We start from the raw sequence: 24,693 nt of genomic DNA on the forward strand, positions 1-24,693 counted from the left end.
GTAAAAAAACCCGCCGCGGCGGGTTTTTTATTGGCTTCAACTCAGGCGATTAACGCCATTCCTTGAAGCGGTTGATCAGCGCATTGGTCGAGCTGTCGTGGCTGCTGATTTTCTCGCTGCCCGCCAGTTCAGGCAGGATACGGTTAGCCAGCTGTTTGCCCAACTCCACGCCCCACTGATCGAAGGTGAAGATGTTCAGGATCGCGCCCTGGGTGAAGATCTTGTGCTCGTACAGCGCGATCAGGCTGCCCAGGCTGAACGGCGTGATTTCGCGCAGCAGGATCGAGTTGGTCGGGCGGTTGCCTTCAAACACTTTGAACGGCGCCACATGCTTGACCTGTTCAGGGGTTTTACCCTGCGCCGCGAACTCGGCTTCCACCACCTCCAGCGATTTGCCGAACGCCAGCGCTTCGGTCTGCGCGAAGAAGTTGGACAGCAGTTTGGCGTGATGATCACCCAGCGGGTTGTGGCTGATGGCCGGCGCGATGAAATCGCACGGCACCAGCTTGGTGCCCTGGTGGATCAGCTGGTAGAACGCGTGCTGGCCGTTGGTGCCCGGCTCGCCCCAGATGATAGGGCCGGTCTGGTAATCCACCGGGTTGCCGTTGCGATCGACGTACTTGCCGTTGGACTCCATGTTGCCCTGCTGGAAGTAAGCGGCAAAACGGTGCATGTACTGATCGTACGGCAGAATGGCTTCGGTTTCGGCACCGAAGAAGTTGTTGTACCAGATGCCGATCAGCGCCAGCAGCACCGGCAGGTTTTTCTCCGCCGGCGTCTCGGCGAAGTGCTTATCCATGGCGTGCGCGCCGCTCAGCAGCTGCTCGAAGTTGTCATAACCGATGGACAGCGCGATCGACAGACCGATCGCCGACCACAGGGAGTAACGGCCACCGACCCAGTCCCAGAACTCGAACATGTTATCGGTATCGATGCCGAACTCAGCCACCGCTTTGCCGTTGGTAGACAGCGCGGCGAAGTGCTTGGCCACGTGCTGTTGATCGACGGCGCTGCTCAGGAACCAGTCGCGCGCGCTGTGGGCGTTGGTCATGGTTTCCTGGGTGGTGAAGGTTTTGGAGGCCACCAGGAACAGCGTGGTTTCCGGGTTCAGCGGCTGCAGCGTTTCGGCGATGTGGGTGCCGTCAACGTTGGAGACGAAGTGCATGTTCAGGTGGTTTTTATACGGGCGCAGCGCTTCGGTCACCATGTAAGGGCCGAGATCCGAACCGCCGATGCCGATGTTCACCACGTCGGTGATCGGCTTGCCGGTGTAGCCTTTCCACTCGCCGCCGATGACGCGCGCGCAGAACTGTTTGATCTTGGCCAATACCGCGTTCACTTCCGGCATCACGTCTTTGCCGTCGACCAGGATCGGGCTGTTGCTGCGGTTGCGCAGGGCAATGTGCAGCACCGCGCGATCTTCGGTGCGGTTGATTTTCTCACCGGCAAACATCGATTTGATGGCGCCTTGCAGATCGGTTTCTTTCGCCAGCGCCTGCAGCTTCTCCAGGGTTTCCTGCGTGATACGGTTCTTGGAATAGTCCACCAACATTTGGTCGTTGAAGGTCGCGGAGAACCTGGAGAAACGATCGCTGTCCTGGGCGAACAGGTCGGCGATCCGTACGTCTTTCATCTGTGCATAATGTTGCTGCAGGGCTTGCCAAGCAGCGGTTTGACTAGGATTGATATTTTTCATAGCAACACTCTTAGGCTTGAGAATAAAAATGACGCGTTTGTCCGATTGTAGCCTGTTCGACTGTGATTATGATCTCTTTTCTTGCGATAGGCGCTAACTGTCAACACATTGCCGCCTCGTTTCAGCTTTCACTCTATACTTTTGGCTAACGGCCTGTTATCGGGGTTGCCGAATTGTCATCAGGCTGTGTCATCGTTGCTCATTTGGTCATTTGAAAGGGATCTCGCTTATGGAATTATCCGCCCCGCTCATGTTGGTGCTTATCGGTCTGGCGTCGCTGCTGGCGCAGTGGCTGGCCTGGTTGCTGCGCCTGCCGGCCATTTTGCCGCTGTTGCTGTTCGGTATCGTGCTCGGCCCAACGGTGCATCTGGTGCAGCCGGATCTGCTGTTCGGCGATCTGCTGTTTCCGCTGGTGTCGCTGTCGGTGGCAATCATCCTGTTCGAGGGGGCGCTGACGCTGCGTTTCGAGGAGATACGCGGCCTCGGCGGCGTGGTGCGCAACCTGGTCACCGTCGGCATGCTGGTCACCTTTCTGGTCATCAGCCTCGCCAGCTGGTGGCTGCTGGATTTCCCGCCGGAGCTGGCGGCGCTGATCGGCGCGGTGACGGTGGTAACCGGGCCGACGGTGATCGCCCCACTGATGCGCGTGGTGCGGCCGAACGCCAACATTAACCAGGTTCTGCGCTGGGAAGGGATCGTCATCGATCCGGTCGGTGCCATCTTCACCCTGCTGGTGTTCGAGTTCATCGTGCTGAAGCAGAATGCCGAATCCTATACCCACCTGTTTTGGACGCTGGGCGTGACCGCCGCCGTCGGGCTTATCGCCGGCGCGCTGTTCGGCTACCTGCTAGGCCTGGCGCTGCGTCGCGTCTGGCTGCCGCGCTACCTGCAGAACCTGGCGGTGCTGGCTATTATGCTGACCGCCTTCGGCGTGTCCAACGCCATCGCCGACGAGTCCGGCCTGTTGACCGTCACGGTGATGGGCATCTGGCTGGCCAACATGCGCGACGTGGACACCAGCGATATTCTGGCGTTCAAAGAGGAGCTGTCGGCGATCCTGATCTCGGCGCTGTTCATCATTCTGGCGGCGCGGCTCGACATCCAGGCGCTGTGGAACATGGGGTGGCCGCTGCTTTTGCTGCTGCTGGCGGTGCAGTTCATCGCCCGGCCGCTGTGCATCGCGGTGTCGACCTGGCGCTCTTCCCTGCACTGGCGAGATAGGCTGCTGCTGTGCTGGATAGCCCCGCGCGGCATCGTCGCCGCGGCGGTCAGCTCGCTGTTCGCGCTGACGCTGCAGCGCAGCGGTTATCAAGGCGCCGACCGGCTGGTGACCGTAGTGTTCGCCATCATCATCGGCACCGTGGTGCTGCAAAGCCTGACCAGCGGCATGATGGCGCGCTGGCTGCGCGTGCAACAGCAGAAACCGCGCGGCGTGCTGATCGTCGGCGCCAACAGCGTGGCGCGCATGCTGGCGCAGGCGCTGATCAAGCTGAACGTGCCGGTGATCGTCACCGACAGCAGCTGGGAATATTACCGTCAGGCGCGCATGGAAGGCATTCCGGCCTACTATGGCCACGCCTACTCCGAACACGCCGAGAACTATCTCGATCTGAGCAATATCGCCCAGGTGCTGGCGCTGTCGCCGAATCGCCACCAAAACGCGCTGGCGGTTTATCACTTCGGTCACCTCTTCGGCGAGGATCATGTGTTCGCCATCCGTTCGGGGGCGCCGTTGAAAGGACGCGGCGCCAGCGCGGAAAGTTCGCGTTTCCGCCGACATGAAATTTTATTTAATCAAGAAGCCACCTACGGCCGCCTGAGCAGCCTGCTCGCCAGAGGCGCCACCATCAAGGCGACCAAATTGAACGAAAATTTCGGTTGGCTGGAGTATTTGGAGAAACATCAGGGCGTTATTCCGTTATTCAGCCAAAAGGAAGACGGTTCTCTGCAACCGATTGGCGCCGGTTCCACGCCCGCGATGCCCTGTACGCTTATCGCGCTGGTACAAGATGAAAATCCCTCAACGTCTGTACGTTGACAGAATGGCGATAACCGGCTATTCCTAACAGCCTACTTGCGCACCCGGTGCGCAAGCCAGAAGAGGCGCGTCGCCCAGGTAGAGTGTCAGAGGAGCCGTTTCTCCGTTGACGGCACCCGAGGGGGAGCGACGCCGAGGTAGGGTAATGGCCGGCCATTATCGTATCGACTACAGGGGCTGAATCCCCTGGGTTGTCACCAGGGGATCGCCCGCAGGGCGATCGACAAGGTGGGGCGCTTCTGGGTGTATCGTAGCCTGACCTCTACGCCTGCCCCCTGTTTACCGCTCTCCCCTTGTGCCAAGGCTATGGAATTACAGTGCCCCCAAACGGGCATCCCTGACACGAGGTTTCTACATGAACCAAGCAGTACCCCAGAATTCCACCGTGGTGGCCAAGTTCGGCGGCACCAGCGTCGCCGACTTTGAAGCCATGAACCGCAGCGCCGACGTCGTGCTGGCCAACCCACAGGTGCGCCTGGTGGTGTTGTCCGCTTCGGCGGGCGTCACCAACCTGTTGGTCGCCCTGGCCGAGGGTTGCGAGGCCGACAAGCGCAACTACCAGCTTGATGAAATTCGCCGCATCCAGTACGCCATCCTCGATCGCCTCACGGCGCCGGCGGTGATCCGCGACGAGATCGACCGCCTGCTGGAAAACATCGCCATGCTGTCGGAGGCCGCGTCGCTGGCCACCTCGACGGCGTTGACCGATGAGCTGGTCAGCCATGGGGAGCTGATGTCCACCCTGCTGTTCGTTGAAATCCTGCGCGCCCGCAACGTGCAGGCCGAATGGTTCGACGTGCGTAAAGTGATGCGCACCGACGATCACTTCGGCCGCGCCGTGCCGGACAGCGCCGCGCTCAGCGAACTGGCTCAGGCGCAATTGCTGCCGCGCCTGCAGGAAGCGCTGGTGGTCACCCAGGGCTTTATCGGCAGCGAGCCGAAAGGCCGCACCACCACGCTCGGCCGCGGCGGCAGCGACTATACCGCCGCGCTGCTCGGCGAAGCCCTCGGCGTCAGCCGGGTGGATATCTGGACCGACGTGCCGGGCATCTACACCACCGATCCGCGCGTGGTGCCGGCGGCCAAGCGCATCGACAAAATCGGTTTCGAAGAGGCGGCGGAAATGGCCACCTTCGGTGCCAAAGTGCTGCATCCGGCCACCCTGCTGCCGGCGGTGCGCAGCGACATTCCGGTGTTCGTCGGCTCCAGCAAGGATCCGGCGGCCGGCGGCACGCTGGTGTGCAACACCACCGAGAATCCGCCGCTGTTCCGCGCGCTGGCGTTGCGCCGCAAGCAAACGCTGCTGACGCTGCACAGCCTGAACATGCTGCACGCACGCGGTTTCCTGGCCGAGGTGTTCAACATTCTGGCGCGCCACAATATCTCCGTCGATCTGATCACCACCTCGGAAGTCAGCATCGCGCTGACCATGGACACCACCGGCTCCACCTCCGCCGGCGCCAGTCTGCTGACGACTTCGCTGCTGACCGAGCTGTCGTCGCTGTGTCGGGTGGAGGTGGAAGAGAACCTGGCGCTGGTGGCGATCATCGGCAACCAGCTGTCGCGGGCCTGTGGCGTCGGCAAAGAGGTGTTCGGCGTGCTCGATCCGTTCAATATCCGCATGATCTGCTACGGCGCCAGCAGCTATAACCTGTGCTTCCTGGTACCGGGCGAAGAAGCCGAGCAGGTGGTGCGCGCCCTGCACCACAACCTGTTCGAATAAGTCATTACCCCTGATTGCGGGCGCAGCACGCTGCGCCCCTGCGTCTAAAAAAATCCGTTCAAAACCTGCAGGGGTTCAGCATGTTGAACCCGCAATAAAAAACACAACCACACCCACCGTTCTCAATCTGGCTAAGGAAAACCTGCATGCTGGCACTATTCACGCGCTTATTCCCCCTGTGGGCGATACTGCTGTCCGTCGCCGCTTATTACACGCCGACCACCTTTACCGGCATCGGCCCCTACGTCAGCCCGTTGCTGATGCTGATCATGTTCGCCATGGGCGTCACGCTGCGGCTGGATGACTTTAAACGGGTGCTGGCGCGCCCCGGTCCGGTGGCAGCCGGCATCTTCCTGCACTATCTGATCATGCCGCTGGCGGCCTGGATCCTGGCGATGCTGTTCCGCATGCCGCCGGATCTGTCCGCCGGCATGGTGCTGGTGGGCAGCGTGGCCAGCGGCACCGCCTCCAACGTGATGATCTATTTGGCCAAGGGCGACGTGGCGCTGTCGGTGACCATTTCGGCGGTCTCAACGCTGGTGGGCGTGTTCGCCACGCCGCTGTTGACCCGTCTGTACGTCGACGCCGAGATCAGCGTCGATATCATGGGCATGCTGCTGAGCATCCTGCAGATCGTGGTGATCCCGATCGGCCTGGGCCTGATCGTCCACCATACCCTGACCAAGGTGGTGAAGCGCATCGAGCCGCTGCTGCCGGCGCTGTCTATGGTATGCATCCTGGCGATCATCAGCGCGGTGGTGGCGGGCAGTCAAAGCCACATCGCCTCGGTCGGCCTGGTCGTTATCATCGCGGTGATCCTGCACAACGGCATCGGTCTGCTGAGCGGCTACTGGGGCGGTAAACTGTTCGGTTTCGATGAGTCCACCTGCCGCACGCTGGCGATCGAAGTCGGAATGCAGAACTCCGGGCTGGCGGCTACGCTGGGTAAAATTTACTTCTCACCGCTGGCCGCGCTGCCGGGCGCGCTGTTCTCGGTATGGCACAATCTCTCCGGTTCGCTGCTGGCGGGCTATTGGTCCGGCCGCCCTATCAAGAAAAAATAAACCGCCTGTGGGGGACGCAAACATTTGCGTCCCCACTCTGCTCTGCGAAATTTCGTATTTGCCACTGGTCGGATTGTCATAATTCGCCTCATCCCCTATCATCCGTGGAAAATAAAAATTCAGATTCTTCCTATCCATGCCGATAATGTTGGTAACAGGAAGAGACGTTCTACTTTTTTTAATTAATTAAGTCACCAGGGTTGCCCGCCAAAAAAGAAGCAGCCTAATTATTATTTAGATCTATACCCACCGTCTTATTTGCTGCGGCAAATCAAGATACCTCGCAATGTGCATGTCGCTCATTATTTCGGGCCGGCCGTCGGCCGCCCGTGGTTAACCTCATGGATTGGGCTGGCTGCCCCGGCGGCCTCTCAGAATGGATTACAATGATAAAAAAAATCACCGCATTGACACTGCTGGTCAGCACGGCCCTTTCCGCCGAAACCTTGCCGGACTCCCATATGATGATGGACATGTCGATGGGGGAATCACGGCGCGCGTTGCAAGACAGCACGCGTGAAGTCAATCATTTGATCGAGCAGCGCCGCTACCAGCAGCTGAAGCAGCAGCGCTTGCTGGCGGAGCCGGAACCGGCCGCGCCCGCACTGCCGCAGTCCGCGCAGTGCCTGCCGATCGCCGGCGTTTATCTGCAGGGCATTACCCTGCTCTCGCCGGGCGATTTATCTGCGCTGAGCGCGCTGCCGGAAAACTGCATCAGCAGTAACGATATCAATCGCCTGACCCGCGAATTAACGCGTCTTTATGTGCAAAAAGGGTATATCACCGCGCGCGTGCAAATTGTTCGCCCTAATTCACAGGGGGAATTGGGGCTAAGCGTGACGGAAGGATTTATCGAAAAAATAGAAGGCGGCGATCGCTGGGTCAATAGCCGGTTATTATTTCCGGGCCTGGAAGGCAAGCCGTTGAAATTAACCGAACTCGACCAGGGATTGGATCAGGCCAATCGTTTGCAATCGAATACCACCAAGCTGGATATATTACCCGGCCGCCAGGTCGGCGGCTCGGTAATTCGTTTACGCAATCAACACGCCAAACCCTGGTTGATTACCGCCGGTACGGATAATTACGGCCAGAAAAGTACCGGCCAGTGGCTGGCGCGCGCCACCGCCACGCTGGACAGCCCGTTCGGCCTGTCGGACTTCGTCAGCCTGAACGCCAACAGCACGCTGGAAAACCCGGCTCACCGCTACAGTCGCGCCTATACCCTGCTCTACTCGCTGCCGTACGGCGCCTTCACCTTTAGCGGGTTCGCCAGCTTCTCGTCCTATGAGAACCACCAGCAGCTGCAGCACAACGTGGTCAAACTGCACGGCCAGACCCAACAGTACGGGCTGCGCAGCGACTACGTGTTTTATCGCGATCACGATCAGATAGACAGCCTGAGCGGCCAGCTGACCTATAAGCGCATCGACAACTACTTCGAAAGCGTGCGCCTTGAGGTCAGCAGCCCAACGCTGACCCTGGCCGAACTGAGCGCCAGCCACCTGCAAATTCTGCCCAATGGCGTGTTCAGCGCCAACCTCAGCGTCGAGCAGGGGATGCCGTGGCTGGGGGCCGGCCGCCACCCGAGTTCGGTGCACCTCGACAGCCAGTTCACCAAGGGCAAGCTGTTCGCCAACCTCAGCCAGCGCCTCAGGCTGGGCGACGCCACCTATCAGCTCAACAACCTGTTCTACGGTCAATACAGCCGTGACCCGCTGCCCGGCGTGGAGTGGCTGAGCCTCACCGATCGCAGCGCCGTACGCGGCTTCAGCCGCAGCACCCAGTCCGGCGACAACGGCTGGTATCTGCAAAATACGCTGTCTCGCAATTTCAATCTGGGCGCCACCACGCTGACGCCGCGCCTCGGCGCCGACGTCGGCCGCATTCTGCCACGTCAGGACAACTCAGGCTGGCGCAGCAGCGCCGGTATAAGCACCGGCGCCACATTGCGTTATCAGCGAGTGCTGGTCGATCTCGAAGTCAGCCGCGGCTGGATTTTGTCTAACCACGCCACGCCGGAAGATCCCGTTCAGGTGTTGGCCCGCTTTTCTTACACCTTTTAATCAACAGTTTTGCAGGACCCCACGGCAACATACGGAGATACATGGATGAAAAATAATAACTTCAGACTTTCGGCGGCAGGCAAACTGGCCGCCGCGCTGGCGATTATTCTCGCCGCTTCCACCGGCGCCTACGCCGCAGAGATCGTTGCGGCCAACGGCGCCAACGGCCCCGGCGTCTCCACCGCTGCCACCGGCGCGCAGGTGGTCGATATCGTCGCGCCGAACGGCAACGGGCTGTCGCACAACCAATATCAGGACTTCAACGTCAACCAGCCCGGCGCGGTGCTGAACAACTCCCGCGAGGCGGGACTGTCGCAGCTGGCCGGCCAACTGGGCGCCAACCCCAATCTGGGCGGGCATGAAGCCAGCGTGATCCTCAACGAGGTGATCGGCCGTAACCCGTCGCTGCTGCATGGCCAGCAAGAGATCTTCGGCATGGCGGCCGACTACGTGCTGGCCAACCCGAACGGCATCAGCTGTCAGGGCTGCGGGTTCATCAATACCAGCCACTCCTCACTGGTGGTCGGCAACCCGCTGGTGGAAAACGGCGTGCTGCAGGGCTACAGCACCTTCGGCAACCGCAACACCCTGAGCCTCAATGGCACCCTGAACGCCGGCGGCGTACTGGATCTGATCGCACCGAAGATCGACAGCCGCGGCGAAGTGATCGTACAAGATTTCAAGCATTCGGATGGTAAGGTGACCTCGGCGACGATCAACGCCATCAGCGGTCTTAACCGGGTAGCGCGCGACGGCACGGTGCAGGCCAGCCAACAGATGCCGACCGCGTTGGACAGCTACTACCTCGGCAGCATGCAGGCCGGGCGCATCAACATCATCAACACCGCGCAGGGCAGCGGCGTGAAGTTGGCCGGCTCGTTGAACGCCGGCGATGAACTCAAGGTGAAAGCCTATGATATCCGCAGCGAAAGCCGCGTCGACGACGCCAGCAGCAACAAAAACGGCGGCGATAACTATCAAAATTACCGTGGCGGCATCTACGTCAACGATCGCAGCAGCAGCCAGAAGCTGACCCGCACCGAGCTGAAAGGCAAGAACATCAGCCTGGTGGCGGATAATCATGCGCACCTCACCGCCACCGATATCCGCGGCGAAGACATTACGCTGCAGGGCGGCAAACTGACGCTCGACGGCCAGCAGTTGAAGCAGACGCAAGGCCATACCGACGATCGCTGGTTCTACTCCTGGCAATACGACGTTACCCGCGAACGCGAGCAGCTGCAGCAGGCGGGCAGCACCGTCGCCGCCAGCGGCAGCGCCAAACTCATCAGCACCCAGGAAGACGTGAAGCTGCTGGGCGCCAATGTCAGCGCCGACCGCGCGCTGAGCGTCAAAGCGGCGCGCGACGTACACCTTGCCGGGCTGGTGGAGAAGGATAAATCCAGCGAGCGCGGCTACCAGCGCAACCACACCTCCAGCCTGCGCACCGGCAGATGGAGCAGCAGCGACGAAAGCGAAAGCCTGAAGGCCAGCGAACTGCGCAGCGAGGGTAAGGGCCAGGACAAGGGTAAACTGACGCTGGAAGCTGGCCGTAACGTTGCGACCCAGGGCGCCAGGCTGCATGCCAACAACGATCTGACTATCGACGCGAAAGACCAGATTCAGATCGGGGTGCAGAAAACCGCCAACGCCAAAGCGGTGCGCGATGACAAAACCTCCTGGGGCGGCATCGGCGGCGGCGACAACAAAAACAACAGCAATCGCCGCGAGATCAGCCACGCCTCCGAATTGACCAGCGGCGGCACCCTGCGCCTGAACGGCCAGCAAGGCGTCACCATTACCGGCAGCAAGGCGCGCGGCCAGACAGGCGGCGAAGTCACCACCACCCACGGCGGCCTGCGCATCGACAACGCGCTGAGCACCACCGTGGACAAAATCGACGCGCGCACCGGCACCGCCTTCAACATCACCAGCAGTTCGCACAAGGCCGACAACAGCTACCAGAGCAGCACCGCCAGCGAGCTGAAATCCGACACCAACCTGACGCTGGTCAGCCGCAAGGATGCTGACGTGATCGGCAGCCAGGTCGCCAGCGGCGGTGAGCTGAGCGTCGAGTCGAAGGCCGGCAACATCAACGTCAAGGCCGCCGAGCGGCAGCAGAAAATCGACGAGCAGAAGACCGCGCTCACCGTTAACGGCTACGCCAAAGAAGCCGGTGACAAGCAGTACCGTGCCGGTTTGCGCATCGAGCACACCAGCGACAGCGAGAAAACCACCCGCACCGAGAACAGCGCCTCAGGCCTCAGCGGCGGCAGCGTGAAGCTCAAGGCGGAGAAGGACGTGACCTTCAGCGGTTCTCAATTGGTGGCCGACAAAGGCGACGCCAGCGTCAGCGGCAACAAGGTTTCGTTCCTGGCGGCCGACGACAAAACGGCCTCAAACACCGAGCAAACCAAGATCGGCGGCGGTTTCTATTACACCGGCGGCATCGACAAACTCGGCAGCGGCGTGGAAGCCGGCTACGAGAACAGCAAAACCCAGACGCAAAGCAGCAAGGCGGTCACGTCCGGCAGCGACGTCAAAGGCAACCTGACGATCAACGCCCGCGACAAGCTGACCCAGCAAGGCGCGCAGCACAGCGTCGGCGGCACCTATCAAGAGAACGCCGCCGGTGTCGATCACCTGGCGACCACCAACAGCAACAGCAGCACCACCCACAAGACCGACGTCGGCGTGAATATCGGCGCCAACGTCGATTACAGCGCCGTCACGCGTCCGGTCGAGCGTGCGGTCGGCAAAGCGGCCAAGCTGGACGCCACCGGCGTCATCAATGATATCGGCGGCATCGGCGCGCCTAACGTCGGCCTCGATATCGGCGCACAGGGCGGCAGCAGCGAAAAACACAGCAGCAGCTCGCAGGCGGTGGTCAGCTCGGTGAAAGCCGGCAGCATCGACATCAATGCCAAAGGCGAAGTGCGCGATCAGGGCACGCAGTACCAGGCGAGCAAAGGCGCGGTCAACCTGACGGCGGATAGCCACCGCAGCGAAGCCGCGGCAAACCGTCAGGACGAGCAGAGCCGCGACACCCGCGGCAGCGCCGGCGTGCGCGTCTACACCACCACCGGCAGCGATCTGACCGTGGACGCCAAGGGCGAAGGCGGCACCCAGCGCAGCAACAGCAGCGCCAGCCAGGCGGTGACCGGCTCGATCGACGCGGCCAACGGCATCAACGTCAACGTGAAAAAAGACGCGGTCTATCAGGGTACCGCGCTGAACGGCGGCAGCGGTAAAACCGCCGTCAACGCCGGCGGCGATATCCGCTTCGATCAGGCCAGCGACAAACAGAGCGAGAACCACAGCGGCTTTAACGTCAAAGCGTCCGCCAAAGGCGGCTTCACCGCCGACAGCAAAAACTTCGGCGCCGGTTTCGGCGGCGGCACCAACAACGGTGAAAGCAGCAGCAGCACGGCGCAGGTCGGCAACGTCAGCGGCCAGGGCGTGGAGCTGAAAGCGGGCCGCGATCTGACGCTGCAGGGCACCAACGTCAAGAGCCAGGGCGACGTCAGCCTGAACGCGGGCAACAAGGTCGCGCTGCAGACGGCGGAATCGACCCAAACGCGTAAGGAAAGCAAACTGTCCGGCAATATCGATCTGGGCGCCGGCAGCAGCGACAGCAAGGAAAAAACCGGCGGCAGCCTCTCCGCCGGCGGCGCCTTCGACATCGCCAAGGTCAATGAGTCCGCGACCGAGCGCCAGGGTGCCACTATCGCCTCAGACGGCAAGGTCACCCTGTCCGCCAACGGCAAAGGCGATGACGCGCTGCATCTGCAGGGGGCCAAAGTCAGCGGCGGCAGCGCCGCGCTCGAAGCGAAAAACGGCGGCATCCTGCTGGAATCCGCCAAGAACGAGCAGCATAAGGACAACTGGAATCTGGGCATCAAAGCCAACGCCAGAGGCGGCCAAACCTTCAACAAGGACGCCGGCGGCAAGGTCGATCCGAACACCGGCAAAGATACCCACACGCTGGGCGCCGGTCTGAAAGTCGGCGTGGAGCAGCAGGATAAAACCACCCACGCCAACACCGGCATCACCGCAGGCGACGTGGCGCTCAACAGCGGCAAAGACACCCGCCTTGCCGGCGCACGCGTCGACGCCGACAGCGTACAGGGCAAGGTGGGCGGCGATCTGCGCGTTGAAAGCCGCAAAGACGTCGAGACAGGCGTGAAGGTGGATGTGGATGCCGGTCTGAGCCACAGCAACGATCCGGGCAGCAGCATCACCTCCAAGCTGTCGAAGGTCGGCACGCCGCGCTACGCCGGTAAAGTGAAAGAGAAACTGGAAGCCGGGGTGAACAAAGTGGCCGACGCCACCACCGACAAGTACAACAGCGTAGCGCGTCGCCTCGATCCGCAGCAGGATACCACCGGTGCAGTCAGCTTCAGCAAGGCTGACGGCAAAGTCACGCTGCCGGAAACGCTGGCCGGCGAAAAACCGCAGGGCCCACTGTGGGATCGCGGCGCACGCACCGTCGGCGGCGCGGTGAAAGACAGCATCACCGGGCCGGCGGGTCGCCAGGGGCAGCTCAAGGTCAATGCCGACGTGGTGAACAACAATGCGGTCGGTGAGCAATCGGCGATTGCCGGTAAGCACGGCGTGGCGCTGCAGGTCGGCGGCCAAACCCAACTGACCGGCGGCGAAATCCGCAGCCAGCAGGGCAAGGTGGAACTGGGCGGTAGCCAGGTCAGCCAGCAGGACGTCAGCGGCCAGCGTTATCAGGGCGGCGGCCGCGTCGATGCGGCGGCCACGGTAGGTGGACTGTTAGGCGGCGCGGCGAAGCAAAGCGTCGACGGCAACGTGCCGTTCGCCAGCGGCCATGCCTCAACTCAGCAGGCGGACGCCAAAGCCGGCGTATTCAGCGGCAAATAACGCACTCCCCTACGCAACGCCCCCGGAAAACCGGGGGCGTTTTTTTTACAGCGTGCTTGGGGTGTCTTCCCAGTCGCGATCGTCGTCTTTCGCATCCTGATCCAACACGTTGTAGGCCACGGCGCAAAACAGCGAGTTCAGGCGCTTCATGTCTCCCAACAATCCCAAATGCAGCGAACTGGTCTCGATGCTCTGCACGTTTTGCTGATGCAGGCGATCGACGTGCGCATGCGCGTAGCGGCGATCCAGAATGCGGAAGCGGTGCTTGGAACGACGCAGGCGTTTGGCACTGGTGACGTCGCCGGACAGGAACACCGACAGCCCCAGACGCAGGTTGCCGATCAGCCGTTCGTGCAGCCCGTCCAGTTCCGCCAACCCTTCCGCCGAGAAGGCGCGGCGCGCGGCGTGCGATTTGGCGCCCACGTCGCCGGCCATGCGCTCGATGATGTCGCCCGCCTGTTCCAGGTTGAGCGCCATTTCGATGATCTCCGCCCAACGACGCGAATCTTCCTCGCCCAGATCTTCCTTCTGGATCTGCGCCAGATACAGCTTGATGGCGGTGTACAGCACGTCGACGTCATCGTCGAGTCGCCGCACCTCTTTATCCACGCCTTGCTTACCGTGCAGCACTTCGCGCTGCAGGATCATCATGTGTTCCACCACGTCGCCCATGCGCAGCGTTTCGCGCGCCGCGTTGGCCAGCGCCAGCGTCGGCGTATCCAGTGCGCTGGCGTCCAGATGACGCGGCCGCATGCGCGGGTCGTCGGCCGCCACGTCGACGATCAGCCGTTCGCACAGCGTCGCCATCGGCCCGGCCAACGGGATCATCACCAAACAACGGATCAGGTTGTAGAACACGTGGAAATAGATCACCAGCTCTTCGCTGCCACCTGGCAGCTGAGCCATCACATCCGCCAGATAGGAGACGAACGGCAACACCAGTATGCAGCCCACCAGCTTGAACAGCAGGCTGCCGAGCGCCACGCGCCGCCCGGCGGCGTTCTGGCCGCTGGCGTTGATCATCGCCAGCAGGCCGCTGCCGAGGTTGGCGCCGATCACCAGACAGAGCGCCACCTTCAGCGAAATCACGCCGGTGGCGGTCAGGGTGGCGGTCAGCAACACCGCCGCCAGGCTGGAATAGCTGACGATGGCGAACAGCGCGCCGGTCAGGGCGTCGAGCATCACGTCGCCGGTCAGCGACGAGAACAACACTTTCACCCCGGCCGCCTGGGTGATCGGCGTGGCGGCGGCCACGATCAGCTCGAGCGCCAGCACGATCAGCCCCAGACCGATCAAGACGCGCCCGATCTGGCCGATCCTCATCTGCTTGCGGCTGAGGAACAGGAATACCCCAACCAGGATCAGCAGCGGCGACAGCCAGGACAGATCGAAGGTCAACACGCGCGCCATCAGCGCGGTGCCGACGTCGGCGCCGAGCATGATCACCAGCGCAGGCGCCAGCCCCACCAGCCCTTGCGCGACGAAAGAGGTCACCAGCAGCGCCGTGGCGTTGCTGCTTTGCACCAGCGCGGTCACGCCGATGCCGGAAACGAACGCCAACGGTTTTTTCTCAACGCTGTCGCTCAAAACGCGCCGCAGATTGGCGCCATAAACCCGCATGATCCCGGTGCGCACGATGTGGGTTCCCCACACCAATAGCGCCACGGACGAAAGCAGGTGAAGAAGGGTCAGCACGGAAGATACGCTCCATTAACGCCCGGCCAAAGGAGGCTGGTACCCGATGCCTGTCAGGCGCTGTGGATGGGCGGAACGGTGCTGTTCGCCCCAGCCGCAGCCGGTAGGCTAAAGATGACGGGTACAGCGCGCGGTCCCGCCTGCCGGGCGTGGGTCTGGCAGGACAGCGGGCGGGGGCAGACCGCAGAAGAGAAGGGTTAAGGCGGCGGTGGGAGAGCCCCGGTGCCGCGCTGCGAAGTCATGCAACTTCCCGCAATACAACAGGTTCCAAGTGTAGCCCAATTTCCGCGCCGTCGGGCCGCAGATCGGCCACCGAACGGTTGAGCACGTCAACCAGCAACTCTACCTCGCGAACCTGAATCCGATAGCGTACCACATTCCCGAGCAAACTGTGACCAAGGATCACCCCGCCGATCCCCTGTCCGGCCGGCAACAGGCCGATAGACTCTGGGCGGATCGCCACCTTGCCGGCATAGCTGCGCCCGGTCAGCCGGCCGGCCTGTTCGGCGCTCAGCAGGTTATAGTTGCCGATAAAACCGGCGGCGAAGGCGTCCGCCGGCTGGGTATACAAGGTTTCCGCATCGCCGCTCTGTACGATCTGCCCCTTGTTCATCAGGACGATGCGATCCGACAGGGTCAGCGCCTCTTCCTGATCGTGGGTGACGAAGATCGCCGTCAGGTTCAGCTCGCGCTGAATGCGCCGGATCTGCTCACGCAGATGTTTGCGGATGCGTGCATCCAGCGCCGACAGCGGTTCGTCGAGCAGCAGCAGACGCGGGCGCGTGACCAGCGATCGCGCCAGCGCCACGCGCTGACACTGGCCGCCCGACAGCTGGTGCGGATAGCGCTTCGCCAGATCGCTCAGCTCCACCAGCGCCAGCACCTCCTGCACCCGCTGGCCGATCTGCCCGGCCGCCAGCTTCTGCATTTTCAGGCCGAAGGCCACGTTGCCTTCCACCGTCATATTGGGAAACAGTGCATAGCTTTGGAACACCATGCCGATGCCGCGCTTTTGCGGCGCTAGCGGCACCAGATCCTGGCCCTGCAGTAAAATTTGCCCGCTGTCGACCGGAGTCAGGCCGGCCAGACAGCGCAACAGCGTCGACTTGCCGCAGCCGCTTGGCCCGAGCAGGGTGACGAACTCCCCCTCTTCGGCGGTGAAATCGATATCCTGAAACACCTGGGTCTGGCCATAGTGTTTGTTCAGGCGGGTGACGTTGAGATAAGCCATCGGGTTAACCCTTGTTTTTATTCAGCAGGTTCGCCAGCCAGGTGACGAGCAGCACCACGGCGAAATAAGAGATGACCAGCGCGCTGGTGAAATGCCCGCTGCCGTTGCGCATATTGAACAGATAGACCTGCAGCGTTTCATACTGGCTGCCCACCAGCAGGTTGGCGAACACAAACTCGCCGATCAGGAACGAGAACGACAGCAACACGGCGATCATTCCGCCCTTGCGCAAATTTGGCAGCACCACCCACAGCGCCGCCCGCCAGGTACTGGCGCCGAGCAGGTGCGCGGCGTCCATCAGATCGCGCAGGTTGATCGCCTGCATGTTGTTGCTGATGGCGCGGTAGATAAACGGCAGCGCGATGGTGAAATAGCAGCCCACCAAAATCCAGGGGGTGCCGAGCAGCGGCAGCGGATCGGCGGCGAACAGTTGCATCAGCCCCACCGCCGACACCACCGGCGGCACGGCGAACGGCAGCAAAATCAGCACGTTCATCACCGCGTCCAGCTTGGGAAAGTAGTAAGCGATCACAAACATCGCCGGCAGGATCACCACCACCGACAGCAACAGCGTGCCGAAGCAGATCAGCAGCGAGTGCCACAGCGCCTGCAAAAAACGCGGGTCGCTCCACAGCGCCGTCAGCCACTTCAGAGTAAAACCGTCCGGCAAAATGGTGGCGCCCCACTGGGTAGCCAGCGCGTAAATCAGCGTCGCCGCCAGCGGCAGCAGCAGGATCAACAGCAGCAGGCCGGTCACCGTGCGGTGGTACAAGCGTTCAACACGCGACATGAGCATTCTCCAGCCGGTTATGAGCGTGCATTGAGGTAGCTCCTGCGCAGCATCCATTGGTGGATCACCGTGATAAACGCCATCATCACCACCAGCAGCATCGCCAGCGCGCTGGCCAGGTTCGGATCGAGGGAGATGTCCCCCGCCACCAACGCCGAGATGCGGATCGGGATCACGTTGAAGTTGCCGGTGGTCAGCGCATACACCGTGGCGTAGGCGCCCAGCGCGTTGGCCAGCAGGATGACGAAGGTGCCCATCAGCGCCGGCGCCAGTACCGGCAGGCCGATATGCCGCCAGTAGCGCCAGGGGCCGGCGCCGAGCAGCGCCGCCGATTCGCGCCAGTCGGCACGCAGCGCGTCGAATGCCGGATACAGCAACAGCACCCCGAGCGGGATCTGGAAGTAGGTATACAGCACGATCAGGCCGCTCTTCGAATAGAGGTTGAAGCTCTCCATCAGACCGTATTTGCGCAGCAGCAACGTCAGGCAACCGTTCAGCCCCAGCAGTATGACGAAGGCGAACGCCAGCGGCACCCCGGCGAAGTTGCTGGTCATGTTGGTGAACGACATTACGAAGTCATGAAACCGCGTCTGGCCTAGCTGACGCAGTGAGTAACTGCCAACTAATGCGATCAGCAAGCCGTAGACGCTCGACCATAGCGAGATCTCCAGCGAGAACTGAAACGCCTGCAGGTAGAACGGCGAGGTGAGGATATCGACATAGTTGCCCCACCCCCAGCCGCTGGTCTCGCTGAAAAAGCTGTGAACGGCGATCCACACCAGCGGGGCGATCTGAAACGCGCCGAACAGCACGATAAACGGCAGCAGGCACAGCGCGGCGATCCATTTGGTTTTGCTGTTCATCGCGCATCCTGCGCCAGCAGCGCCCGGCAGCGCGGCTTGTCGTGCGGCGCCTGCAGCAGATCGCAGATCGTGCCACACAGCTCGGTTTGCTGCGGATCGGCGTCATCCAGGCTGAAGCCCGCGCCGAATACGAACAGCGGTACCTGGCGCTCTTCCGGCAATACGCCGCCGTGGCTGCGATCGTCGTTCATGCCGTGGTCGGCGGTAACCAGCACCTGATAACCGGCCGCCAGCCAATCGGGCAGATAGCGCGACAGCGAGCCGTCGGCGCGCCGCGCCGCGTTGCGGTACTGCGGCGAAGAGAGGCCAAAGCGGTGGCCGGCGTCATCGATGTTCATCGGATGGATCAACAGAAAGTCTGGCTGATAACGCAGACGCAGGTTTTCGGCGTCGTCAAACAGATGGCTGTCGGGATAACCGTCGTCGTAATAGAAATGCCCGTGTTGAATCGGCAGCTCGGGGGCATCGGTATGGCGGTCGCGCGCGGCGTCGAACGGCGTGCGGTTATACAATTCGCTGAACCAGTGGTAAGCGGCGGCGGCGGTGGTCAGCCCGGCGGCGCGCGCGTAATGAAACACACTTTGTTGATGAGAAAGGCGCGAGACGTGATTGTGCACCACGCCGCTCTCCACCGGCGTGACGCCGGTGAGGATGCATTCATACAGCGGCCGGGAGAGCGAGGGCAACTCGCTCTCCAGCAGGTACAACCGCCCGCGTCCCGCCGCGCATTCGGCCTGCAGATAACCCATGGCGTCGTGCGCCACCCGGTAGTTGAGGCCGTCCAGCAGCACGAGGATCGTTTTCATGGTGCGTTAACTCACTGCTGCATAAACATAATGACGTTTTCCTGCCACAGGCGCGGCAGCGCTTTGGCGCTCTGTTCCCAGGCCGCCGGATCGGCGATCGGGTGCGCGTTCTTGTACTGCTCGGCCGGCAGCAGCTTGGCTTTGACGTCGTCCGGCAGCGTCAGATGCTCGGCGCGGATCGGGCGGGCATAGCCGCGCGCCAGGTTGATCTGACCGGCATCGGAGAAGATGTATTCGCGCGCCAGCTTGGCGGCATTCGGGTGCTTGGCGTATTTGTTGATGATGGTGGTGTAGCCAGAAGTGATCGAACCGTCCGACGGGATCAGCACTTCAAAGCGGGTTTTGTCGATCTGATCGCGGTAGTTCAGACCGTTGAAGTCCCATACCACGCCGACCTGCACTTCCCCCTTCTCCAGCGACGCGATCACCGGGTTACTCAGGCTCAGGCGGCCGGCCTTGGCCAGCTTGCCGAAGAACTCCAGGCCCGGCTTGAGGTTTTTCTCGTTGCCGCCCATGGCGTAAGTGGCCGCCAGCACGCCGCTGGCTGCCTGCGAAGCGGTGCCGACGTCGCCGATGGTGACCTGATAGCTGCCCTTCAGCAGATCGGCCCAGCTGTGCGGGATGTCTTTCACCTGTTGCTTGTTAATGATGAAGGCGATGGTGCCGGTGTAAGCCAGCGCCCAGTGGCCATCTTTGTCTTTCGCCCAATCCGGCACCTGATCCCAGGTGGAGGGTTTGTACGGCTGCGTCACGCCCTTCTGCACCGCCACCGGGCCGAAGGCCGCACCGACGTCAGCGATGTCCGCCGTGGCGTTGTTCTTTTCCGCATCGAATTTGGCGATCTCCTGCGCAGAGCTCATGTCGGTATCGACATGCTTCAGGCCGTATTTGCTCAACAGATCTTGCCAGGTGCCTTTCCAGTTGGCCCAGCTGTCCGGCATGCCGACGCTGTTGACTTCGCCTTCTTTTTTAGCGGCCTGCTCCAGCGCCGCCAGATCGGTATCCGCGGCCCAGCTCATCTGGCTGGATAACACGATGGCACTGGTTAACACAGAAGCGCACAAACGTTTCATAACTGATGCTCCAGGTGGTAGTGTGGGGATGGCTGGACTAGTCCAGCAAGGACCAAACCAATCTAACGGACGAATGTGATAATTATATGTCAGCTTAAAAAAGCGACAGTTTTATCACCCATTGCAACGGCGAAAACGCGACGCTGGTCTACCTTAAAGGCCAAACGCACTGAAACGGGACACCCGCTGTATGAGTGAAGCACCGACGACCGTCGCCACCATCTGCCAAACGCTGCACGCCCGCATCACCGCCGGCGAGTTCGCCGTAGGCGGCAAGCTGCCCTCCGAGCGAGCCCTGAGCGAACAGTTCGCCACCACCCGCATTACCCTGCAGGAGGCGCTCGGCCAATTGGAGGCGCAGGGCGTCATTTACCGCCAGGTGCGGCGCGGCTGGTTCATCTCGCCTCCACGTCTGATCTATAACCCGTTGCAGCGCAGCCATTTTCACGCCATGGCGCAGCAACAGGGGCGCGCCGCCCATACCCAAGCGATAGACAGTGCGCTCGTCACGCTCGAGGCGCCGTTGGCCGGCCGCCTGGCGCTGCCCTCCGGCGCCGAGGCCTATCGCATTCGCCGGCTGCGCTACATCGACGGGCGTGCGGTGCTGTACTGCGAGCACTACCTCAATCCGGCCTATTTCCCCGGTATTCTGGACGAAGATCTGACCCAGTCGCTGACCGCGCTGTACGCCGCACGCTACGGCATTCACTACGGCCGGGTACGTTTCGACATGCTGCCCACCCTGCTGCCGCAACAGGCCGCCGCCATGCTGAAAGTGACCTACGGCAGCCCGGCGCTGTTCATTACGCGGGTGAACCGCGATCAGCACGACAGAGTGATCGATTGCGACCTGGAGTATTGGCGTTACGACGCGCTGCACATCGACGTGGAAGCGCTGTAAATGACAAGGGCGCATCGCTGCGCCCTTGAAGAGGAAAATCAGTCGGCGTCGTAGCCGAGGTTTGGCGCCAGCCAGCGTTCTACCTCGCTCACGCTCATCCCTTTACGCGCCGCGTAGTCTTCCACCTGATCGCGCTGGATCTGCGCCACCGCGAAATACTTGCTCTCAGGATGGCTGAAGTACCAGCCGGACACCGCCGCTCCCGGCCACATGGCGAAGGACTCCGTCAGCGCCATACCGGTGTGGCGGTTGACGTCGAGCAGCTGCCAGATGGTCGCTTTCTCGGTGTGCTCCGGGCAGGCCGGGTAGCCCGGCGCCGGCCGGATGCCCTGATAGTTTTCGCGGATCAGCTCCTCGTTGCTCAGATTCTCGTCAGCGGCATAGCCCCAGTGCAGCTTGCGCACCTGTTCGTGCAGGTATTCGGCGAAGGCCTCCGCCAAACGATCCGCCAGCGCCTTGACCATGATTTTGTTGTAATCGTCGTGCTGTGCGTCGTACGCCGCCGCCAGCGCGTCCTCCTCCAGCCCGCCGGTTACCGCGAAGGCGCCGAAGTAGTCGGCCTTGCCGCTGCTTTTCGGTGCCACGAAGTCCGCCAGGCAGTAGTTCGGGAAGTCGGTTTTTTCCGTCTGCTGGCGCAGATGGCGGCTTACCGCCAGCACCTCGCCGCGCTGTTCGTCGCGGTACACTTCCACATCGTCGCCGACGCGGTTGGCCGGGAACAGGCCGTAAACGCCGCGCGGGTTGAGGCTGCGCTCGGCGGCCAGCCGATCCAACATCTGATTGGCGTCATGGAACAGGCGTTTAGCCTCTTCCCCCACCACCTCATCCTCCAGGATGCGCGGATATTTGCCCGCCAGCGACCAGGTCATGAAGAACGGCGTCCAGTCGATATAGTGGCGCAGCGTCTCGATGCCGGCCGCCACCGGGAACACGCCCAATTGCCGTGGCGCCGGCGGCTGATAATCGGCCCAATCCAGCGCCATGGCGTTGGCGCGCGCCTTCTGCAGATCGACCGGCGGCGTGCGCGGTTTTTTGCGCGCGTGCTGAATGCGCACCGTTTCGTACTCTTTGCGAGTGCGCGCCACAAACTCGTCGCGCTGGGTGGCGGACAGCAGTGCCGACACCACGCCCACGGTGCGCGAGGCGTTCTGCACGTAGGTGGTCGGGCCGCTGTAGTTCTGTTCAATTTTCACCGCGGTGTGCGCCTTGGAGGTGGTGGCGCCACCGATCAGCAGCGGCAGGGTAAAACCCTGGCGCTCCATCTCTTTGGCCACGTTGACCATCTCGTCCAGCGACGGCGTGATCAGCCCCGACAGGCCGATGATATCCACCTTCTCTTCGCGCGCGGTGCGCAGGATTTTCTCCGTCGGCACCATCACGCCCAAATCGACGATTTCATAGTTATTGCACTGCAACACCACCCCGACGATGTTCTTGCCGATGTCGTGCACGTCGCCCTTCACCGTCGCCAGCAGGATTTTCCCTGCGGAGGTGCCCTGCTGCTTGCTGGCTTCGATGTACGGTTCCAGGTAAGCCACCGCCTGCTTCATCACGCGGGCGGATTTCACCACCTGCGGCAGGAACATCTTGCCCTCGCCGAACAGATCGCCGACCACGTTCATCCCCGCCATCAGCGGCCCTTCGATCACTTCGATCGGGCGTTCGGCCTGCTGCCGCGCTTCTTCGGTGTCCAGTTCGATAAACTCGGTGATGCCCTTCACCAGCGAATACTCCAGCCGCTTTTCCACCGGCCAGCCGCGCCACTCCGCCTGCTGCACCGCCGCTTCGCCGTCTTTGCTGCCGCGGTACTTTTCCGCCAGCTCCAGCAGGCGTTCGGTGCCGTCCTCGCGGCGGTTGAGGATCACGTCTTCTACCGCCTCGCGCAGCTCGCCGGGCAGATCGTCATAAATCGCCAGCTGCCCGGCGTTGACGATGCCCATGTCCATGCCGTTGCGAATGGCGTGATACAGGAACACCGCGTGGATCGCCTCGCGCACCGGATCGTTGCCGCGGAACGAGAACGACACGTTGGACACCCCGCCGGAGATCATCGCGTGCGGCAGGTGGGTTTTGATGTCGGCGCAGGCTTCGATAAAGTCGACGGCGTAGTTGTTGTGCTCTTCGATGCCGGTGGCGACGGCGAAGATGTTCGGGTCGAAAATGATGTCTTCCGGCGGGAAGCCGACGCGTTCGGTCAAAATTTTATAGGCGCGGCGGCAAATCTCGAACTTGCGCTCGCGGGTATCCGCCTGGCCCACTTCGTCGAACGCCATCACCACCACCGCGGCGCCGTAGCGGCGCACCAGCCTGGCGTGGTGGATAAAGGCCTCCTCGCCCTCCTTCATCGAGATCGAGTTGACGATGCCCTTGCCCTGAATGCACTTCAGACCTTTCTCGATAACGGACCATTTGGAGGAGTCGATCATGATCGGCACCCGAGCGATATCCGGCTCGCCGGCGATCAGATTGAGGAAGCGCACCATCGCCGCCTCGGCGTCGAGCATCCCCTCGTCCATGTTGATGTCGATGATCTGCGCGCCGCTCTCCACCTGCTGGCGCGCCACGTCGAGCGCTTCGTTGTATTTCTCTTCTTTGATCAGGCGTTTGAAACGCGCCGAGCCGGTGACGTTGGTGCGCTCGCCGACGTTGACGAACAGGGTGTTGGCGTCGATGGTCAACGGCTCAAGACCGGCCAGACGGCAGGCGACCGGGATCTCCGGCAGCCGGCGCGGCGGCACGCCCTCAACCACCTTGGCCATCGCGGCGATGTGTTCCGGCGTGGTGCCGCAGCAGCCGCCGATGATATTGAGGAAGCCGGCCTGCGCCCACTCCCCGACCTGGCGCGCCATCTCGGCCGCATCCAGATCGTACTCGCCGAAGGCGTTCGGCAAACCGGCGTTCGGGTGCGCGGTGACGTAGGTCTCCGAGATGCGCGCCAGCTCGGCGACGTACTGACGCAGTTCATCCGGCCCCAGGGCACAGTTCAGGCCGAAGGTCAGCGGCTTGACGTGACGCAGCGAGTTGTAAAACGCCTCGGTGGTTTGGCCGGACAGGGTGCGGCCGGAAGCGTCGGTGATGGTGCCGGAGATCATGATTGGCAGTTCCACCCCCAGCGCTTCGAATTCGGTTTCCACCGCAAAGGCGGCGGCCTTGGCATTCAGGGTATCGAAGATGGTTTCGATCATGATCAGATCGACGCCGCCCTCCACCAGCGCGCGGGTCGATTCGCGATAAGCCGCCACCAGCTCGTCGAACGAGATGTTGCGGAACGCCGGATCGTTGACGTTCGGCGAGATGGATGCGGTGCGGTTGGTCGGCCCCAACACGCCGGCGACATAGCGCGGTTTTTCCGGCGTGCGCGCCGTCCATTCGTCGGCACAGGCGCGCGCCAGGCAGGCGGCCTGGTAGTTAATCTCGGCGGACAGCGACTCCATGTGGTAGTCGGCCATGGCGATGGGGGTGGAGTTGAAGGTATTGGTTTCAAGGATATCGGCGCCCGCCTCGAGGTAGGCGTAATGAATGGCGGTGATCACTTCCGGCTTGGTCAGCACCAGCAGATCGTTATTGCCTTTCAGATCGCTGCCCCAGTCGGCGAAACGCTCACCGCGGAAATCGCGCTCATCCAGACGGTAGCTCTGGATCATGGTGCCCATGCCGCCGTCCAACACTAAAATGCGCTGCGCTAACTGGCGGCGCAGTTGTTCTACTCGATTCGTCACTGTAACCCCTTCCATTGCCATCCAGCCCATCGCTCAACTGCCGCAAAAACCAACGGGTCATCCTAGCACAGCTTGTAGGGACAAAGGGGGAGACGACAATTGAGAGTTTTTCAGGTTGTGCGCCAACACCTCCGATGAGCT

Annotated in this window: 14 protein-coding genes and 1 riboswitch; of the genes, 6 read left to right on the forward strand and 8 right to left on the reverse strand. The window is 62.0% G+C overall.

Translation table 11 applies throughout. The features are described from left to right. Positions 1–49 precede the first annotated feature (49 nt). Positions 50–1,696 (reverse strand): glucose-6-phosphate isomerase, encoded by a 1,647-nt coding sequence (gene pgi / locus AC6BYQ_RS18060; protein ID WP_025160140.1) that lies wholly within the window; start codon positions 1,694–1,696, stop codon positions 50–52. A gap of 229 nt (positions 1,697–1,925) precedes the next feature. On the opposite strand from pgi, the gene AC6BYQ_RS18065 reads away from it, so the two are divergent. From AC6BYQ_RS18065 to AC6BYQ_RS18085, 5 genes are all read left to right on the forward strand, one after another. Next, positions 1,926–3,734 carry a cation:proton antiporter gene (locus AC6BYQ_RS18065; RefSeq protein WP_063918660.1) on the forward strand — a complete coding sequence of 603 codons (1,809 nt, stop codon included), beginning with the start codon at positions 1,926–1,928 and terminating at the stop codon, positions 3,732–3,734. A 52-nt stretch (positions 3,735–3,786) separates the two neighbouring features. Next, a riboswitch (Lysine riboswitch) is annotated at positions 3,787–3,981 on the forward strand. 108 nt (positions 3,982–4,089) lie between these two features. Continuing rightward, on the forward strand, positions 4,090–5,457 hold the full coding sequence (lysC, locus tag AC6BYQ_RS18070) for a lysine-sensitive aspartokinase 3 (RefSeq protein WP_025160141.1): 1,368 nt from the start codon (positions 4,090–4,092) through the stop codon (positions 5,455–5,457). A gap of 146 nt (positions 5,458–5,603) precedes the next feature. Continuing rightward, positions 5,604–6,521: a ketopantoate/pantoate/pantothenate transporter PanS gene (gene panS / locus AC6BYQ_RS18075; protein WP_019453239.1), complete on the forward strand. Its 918-nt coding sequence runs from the start codon at positions 5,604–5,606 to the stop codon at positions 6,519–6,521. Positions 6,522–6,907: 386 nt separating this feature from the next. Next, positions 6,908–8,587, forward strand: a complete 1,680-nt coding sequence (locus AC6BYQ_RS18080; protein WP_498057301.1) for a ShlB/FhaC/HecB family hemolysin secretion/activation protein — start codon at positions 6,908–6,910, stop codon at positions 8,585–8,587. 45 nt (positions 8,588–8,632) lie between these two features. Beyond that, positions 8,633–13,474, forward strand: a complete 4,842-nt coding sequence (locus tag AC6BYQ_RS18085) for a hemagglutinin repeat-containing protein (protein ID WP_498057302.1) — start codon at positions 8,633–8,635, stop codon at positions 13,472–13,474. A 45-nt stretch (positions 13,475–13,519) separates the two neighbouring features. Here the strand turns inward: AC6BYQ_RS18085 and AC6BYQ_RS18090 are convergent, their stop codons facing one another. The 6 genes from AC6BYQ_RS18090 to AC6BYQ_RS18115 form a co-directional block, all read right to left on the reverse strand. Then, the gene (locus tag AC6BYQ_RS18090) at positions 13,520–15,169 is read right to left on the reverse strand and encodes a Na/Pi cotransporter family protein (protein WP_004936675.1); all 1,650 of its coding nucleotides are present in this window, start codon (positions 15,167–15,169) and stop codon (positions 13,520–13,522) included. Between the two features lie 238 nt (positions 15,170–15,407). After that, positions 15,408–16,400 carry an ABC transporter ATP-binding protein gene (locus AC6BYQ_RS18095; protein WP_033631956.1) on the reverse strand — a complete coding sequence of 331 codons (993 nt, stop codon included), beginning with the start codon at positions 16,398–16,400 and terminating at the stop codon, positions 15,408–15,410. A 4-nt stretch (positions 16,401–16,404) separates the two neighbouring features. Beyond that, positions 16,405–17,190, reverse strand: a complete 786-nt coding sequence (locus tag AC6BYQ_RS18100; RefSeq protein WP_309530690.1) for an ABC transporter permease — start codon at positions 17,188–17,190, stop codon at positions 16,405–16,407. A gap of 17 nt (positions 17,191–17,207) precedes the next feature. Further along, positions 17,208–18,053 (reverse strand): ABC transporter permease, encoded by an 846-nt coding sequence (locus tag AC6BYQ_RS18105; protein ID WP_015379247.1) that lies wholly within the window; start codon positions 18,051–18,053, stop codon positions 17,208–17,210. Next, positions 18,050–18,859, reverse strand: a complete 810-nt coding sequence (locus AC6BYQ_RS18110; protein ID WP_498057303.1) for an alkaline phosphatase family protein — start codon at positions 18,857–18,859, stop codon at positions 18,050–18,052. The genes AC6BYQ_RS18105 and AC6BYQ_RS18110 overlap by 4 nt, the downstream gene beginning before the upstream one ends. An 11-nt stretch (positions 18,860–18,870) precedes the next feature. After that, positions 18,871–19,932, reverse strand: coding sequence for an ABC transporter substrate-binding protein (locus tag AC6BYQ_RS18115; protein WP_498057304.1), 1,062 nt, complete (start codon positions 19,930–19,932; stop codon positions 18,871–18,873). 190 nt (positions 19,933–20,122) lie between these two features. Between AC6BYQ_RS18115 and AC6BYQ_RS18120 the strand changes: the two genes are divergently transcribed. Then, on the forward strand, positions 20,123–20,833 hold the full coding sequence (locus tag AC6BYQ_RS18120; protein ID WP_498057305.1) for a UTRA domain-containing protein: 711 nt from the start codon (positions 20,123–20,125) through the stop codon (positions 20,831–20,833). 38 nt (positions 20,834–20,871) lie between these two features. On the opposite strand, the gene metH is transcribed toward AC6BYQ_RS18120, so the two are convergent. Next, positions 20,872–24,567, reverse strand: coding sequence for a methionine synthase (gene metH, locus AC6BYQ_RS18125; RefSeq protein WP_498057306.1), 3,696 nt, complete (start codon positions 24,565–24,567; stop codon positions 20,872–20,874). Positions 24,568–24,693: the final 126 nt, after the last annotated feature.

It is taken from the genome of Serratia sp. LTN-2, from assembly GCF_059740205.1.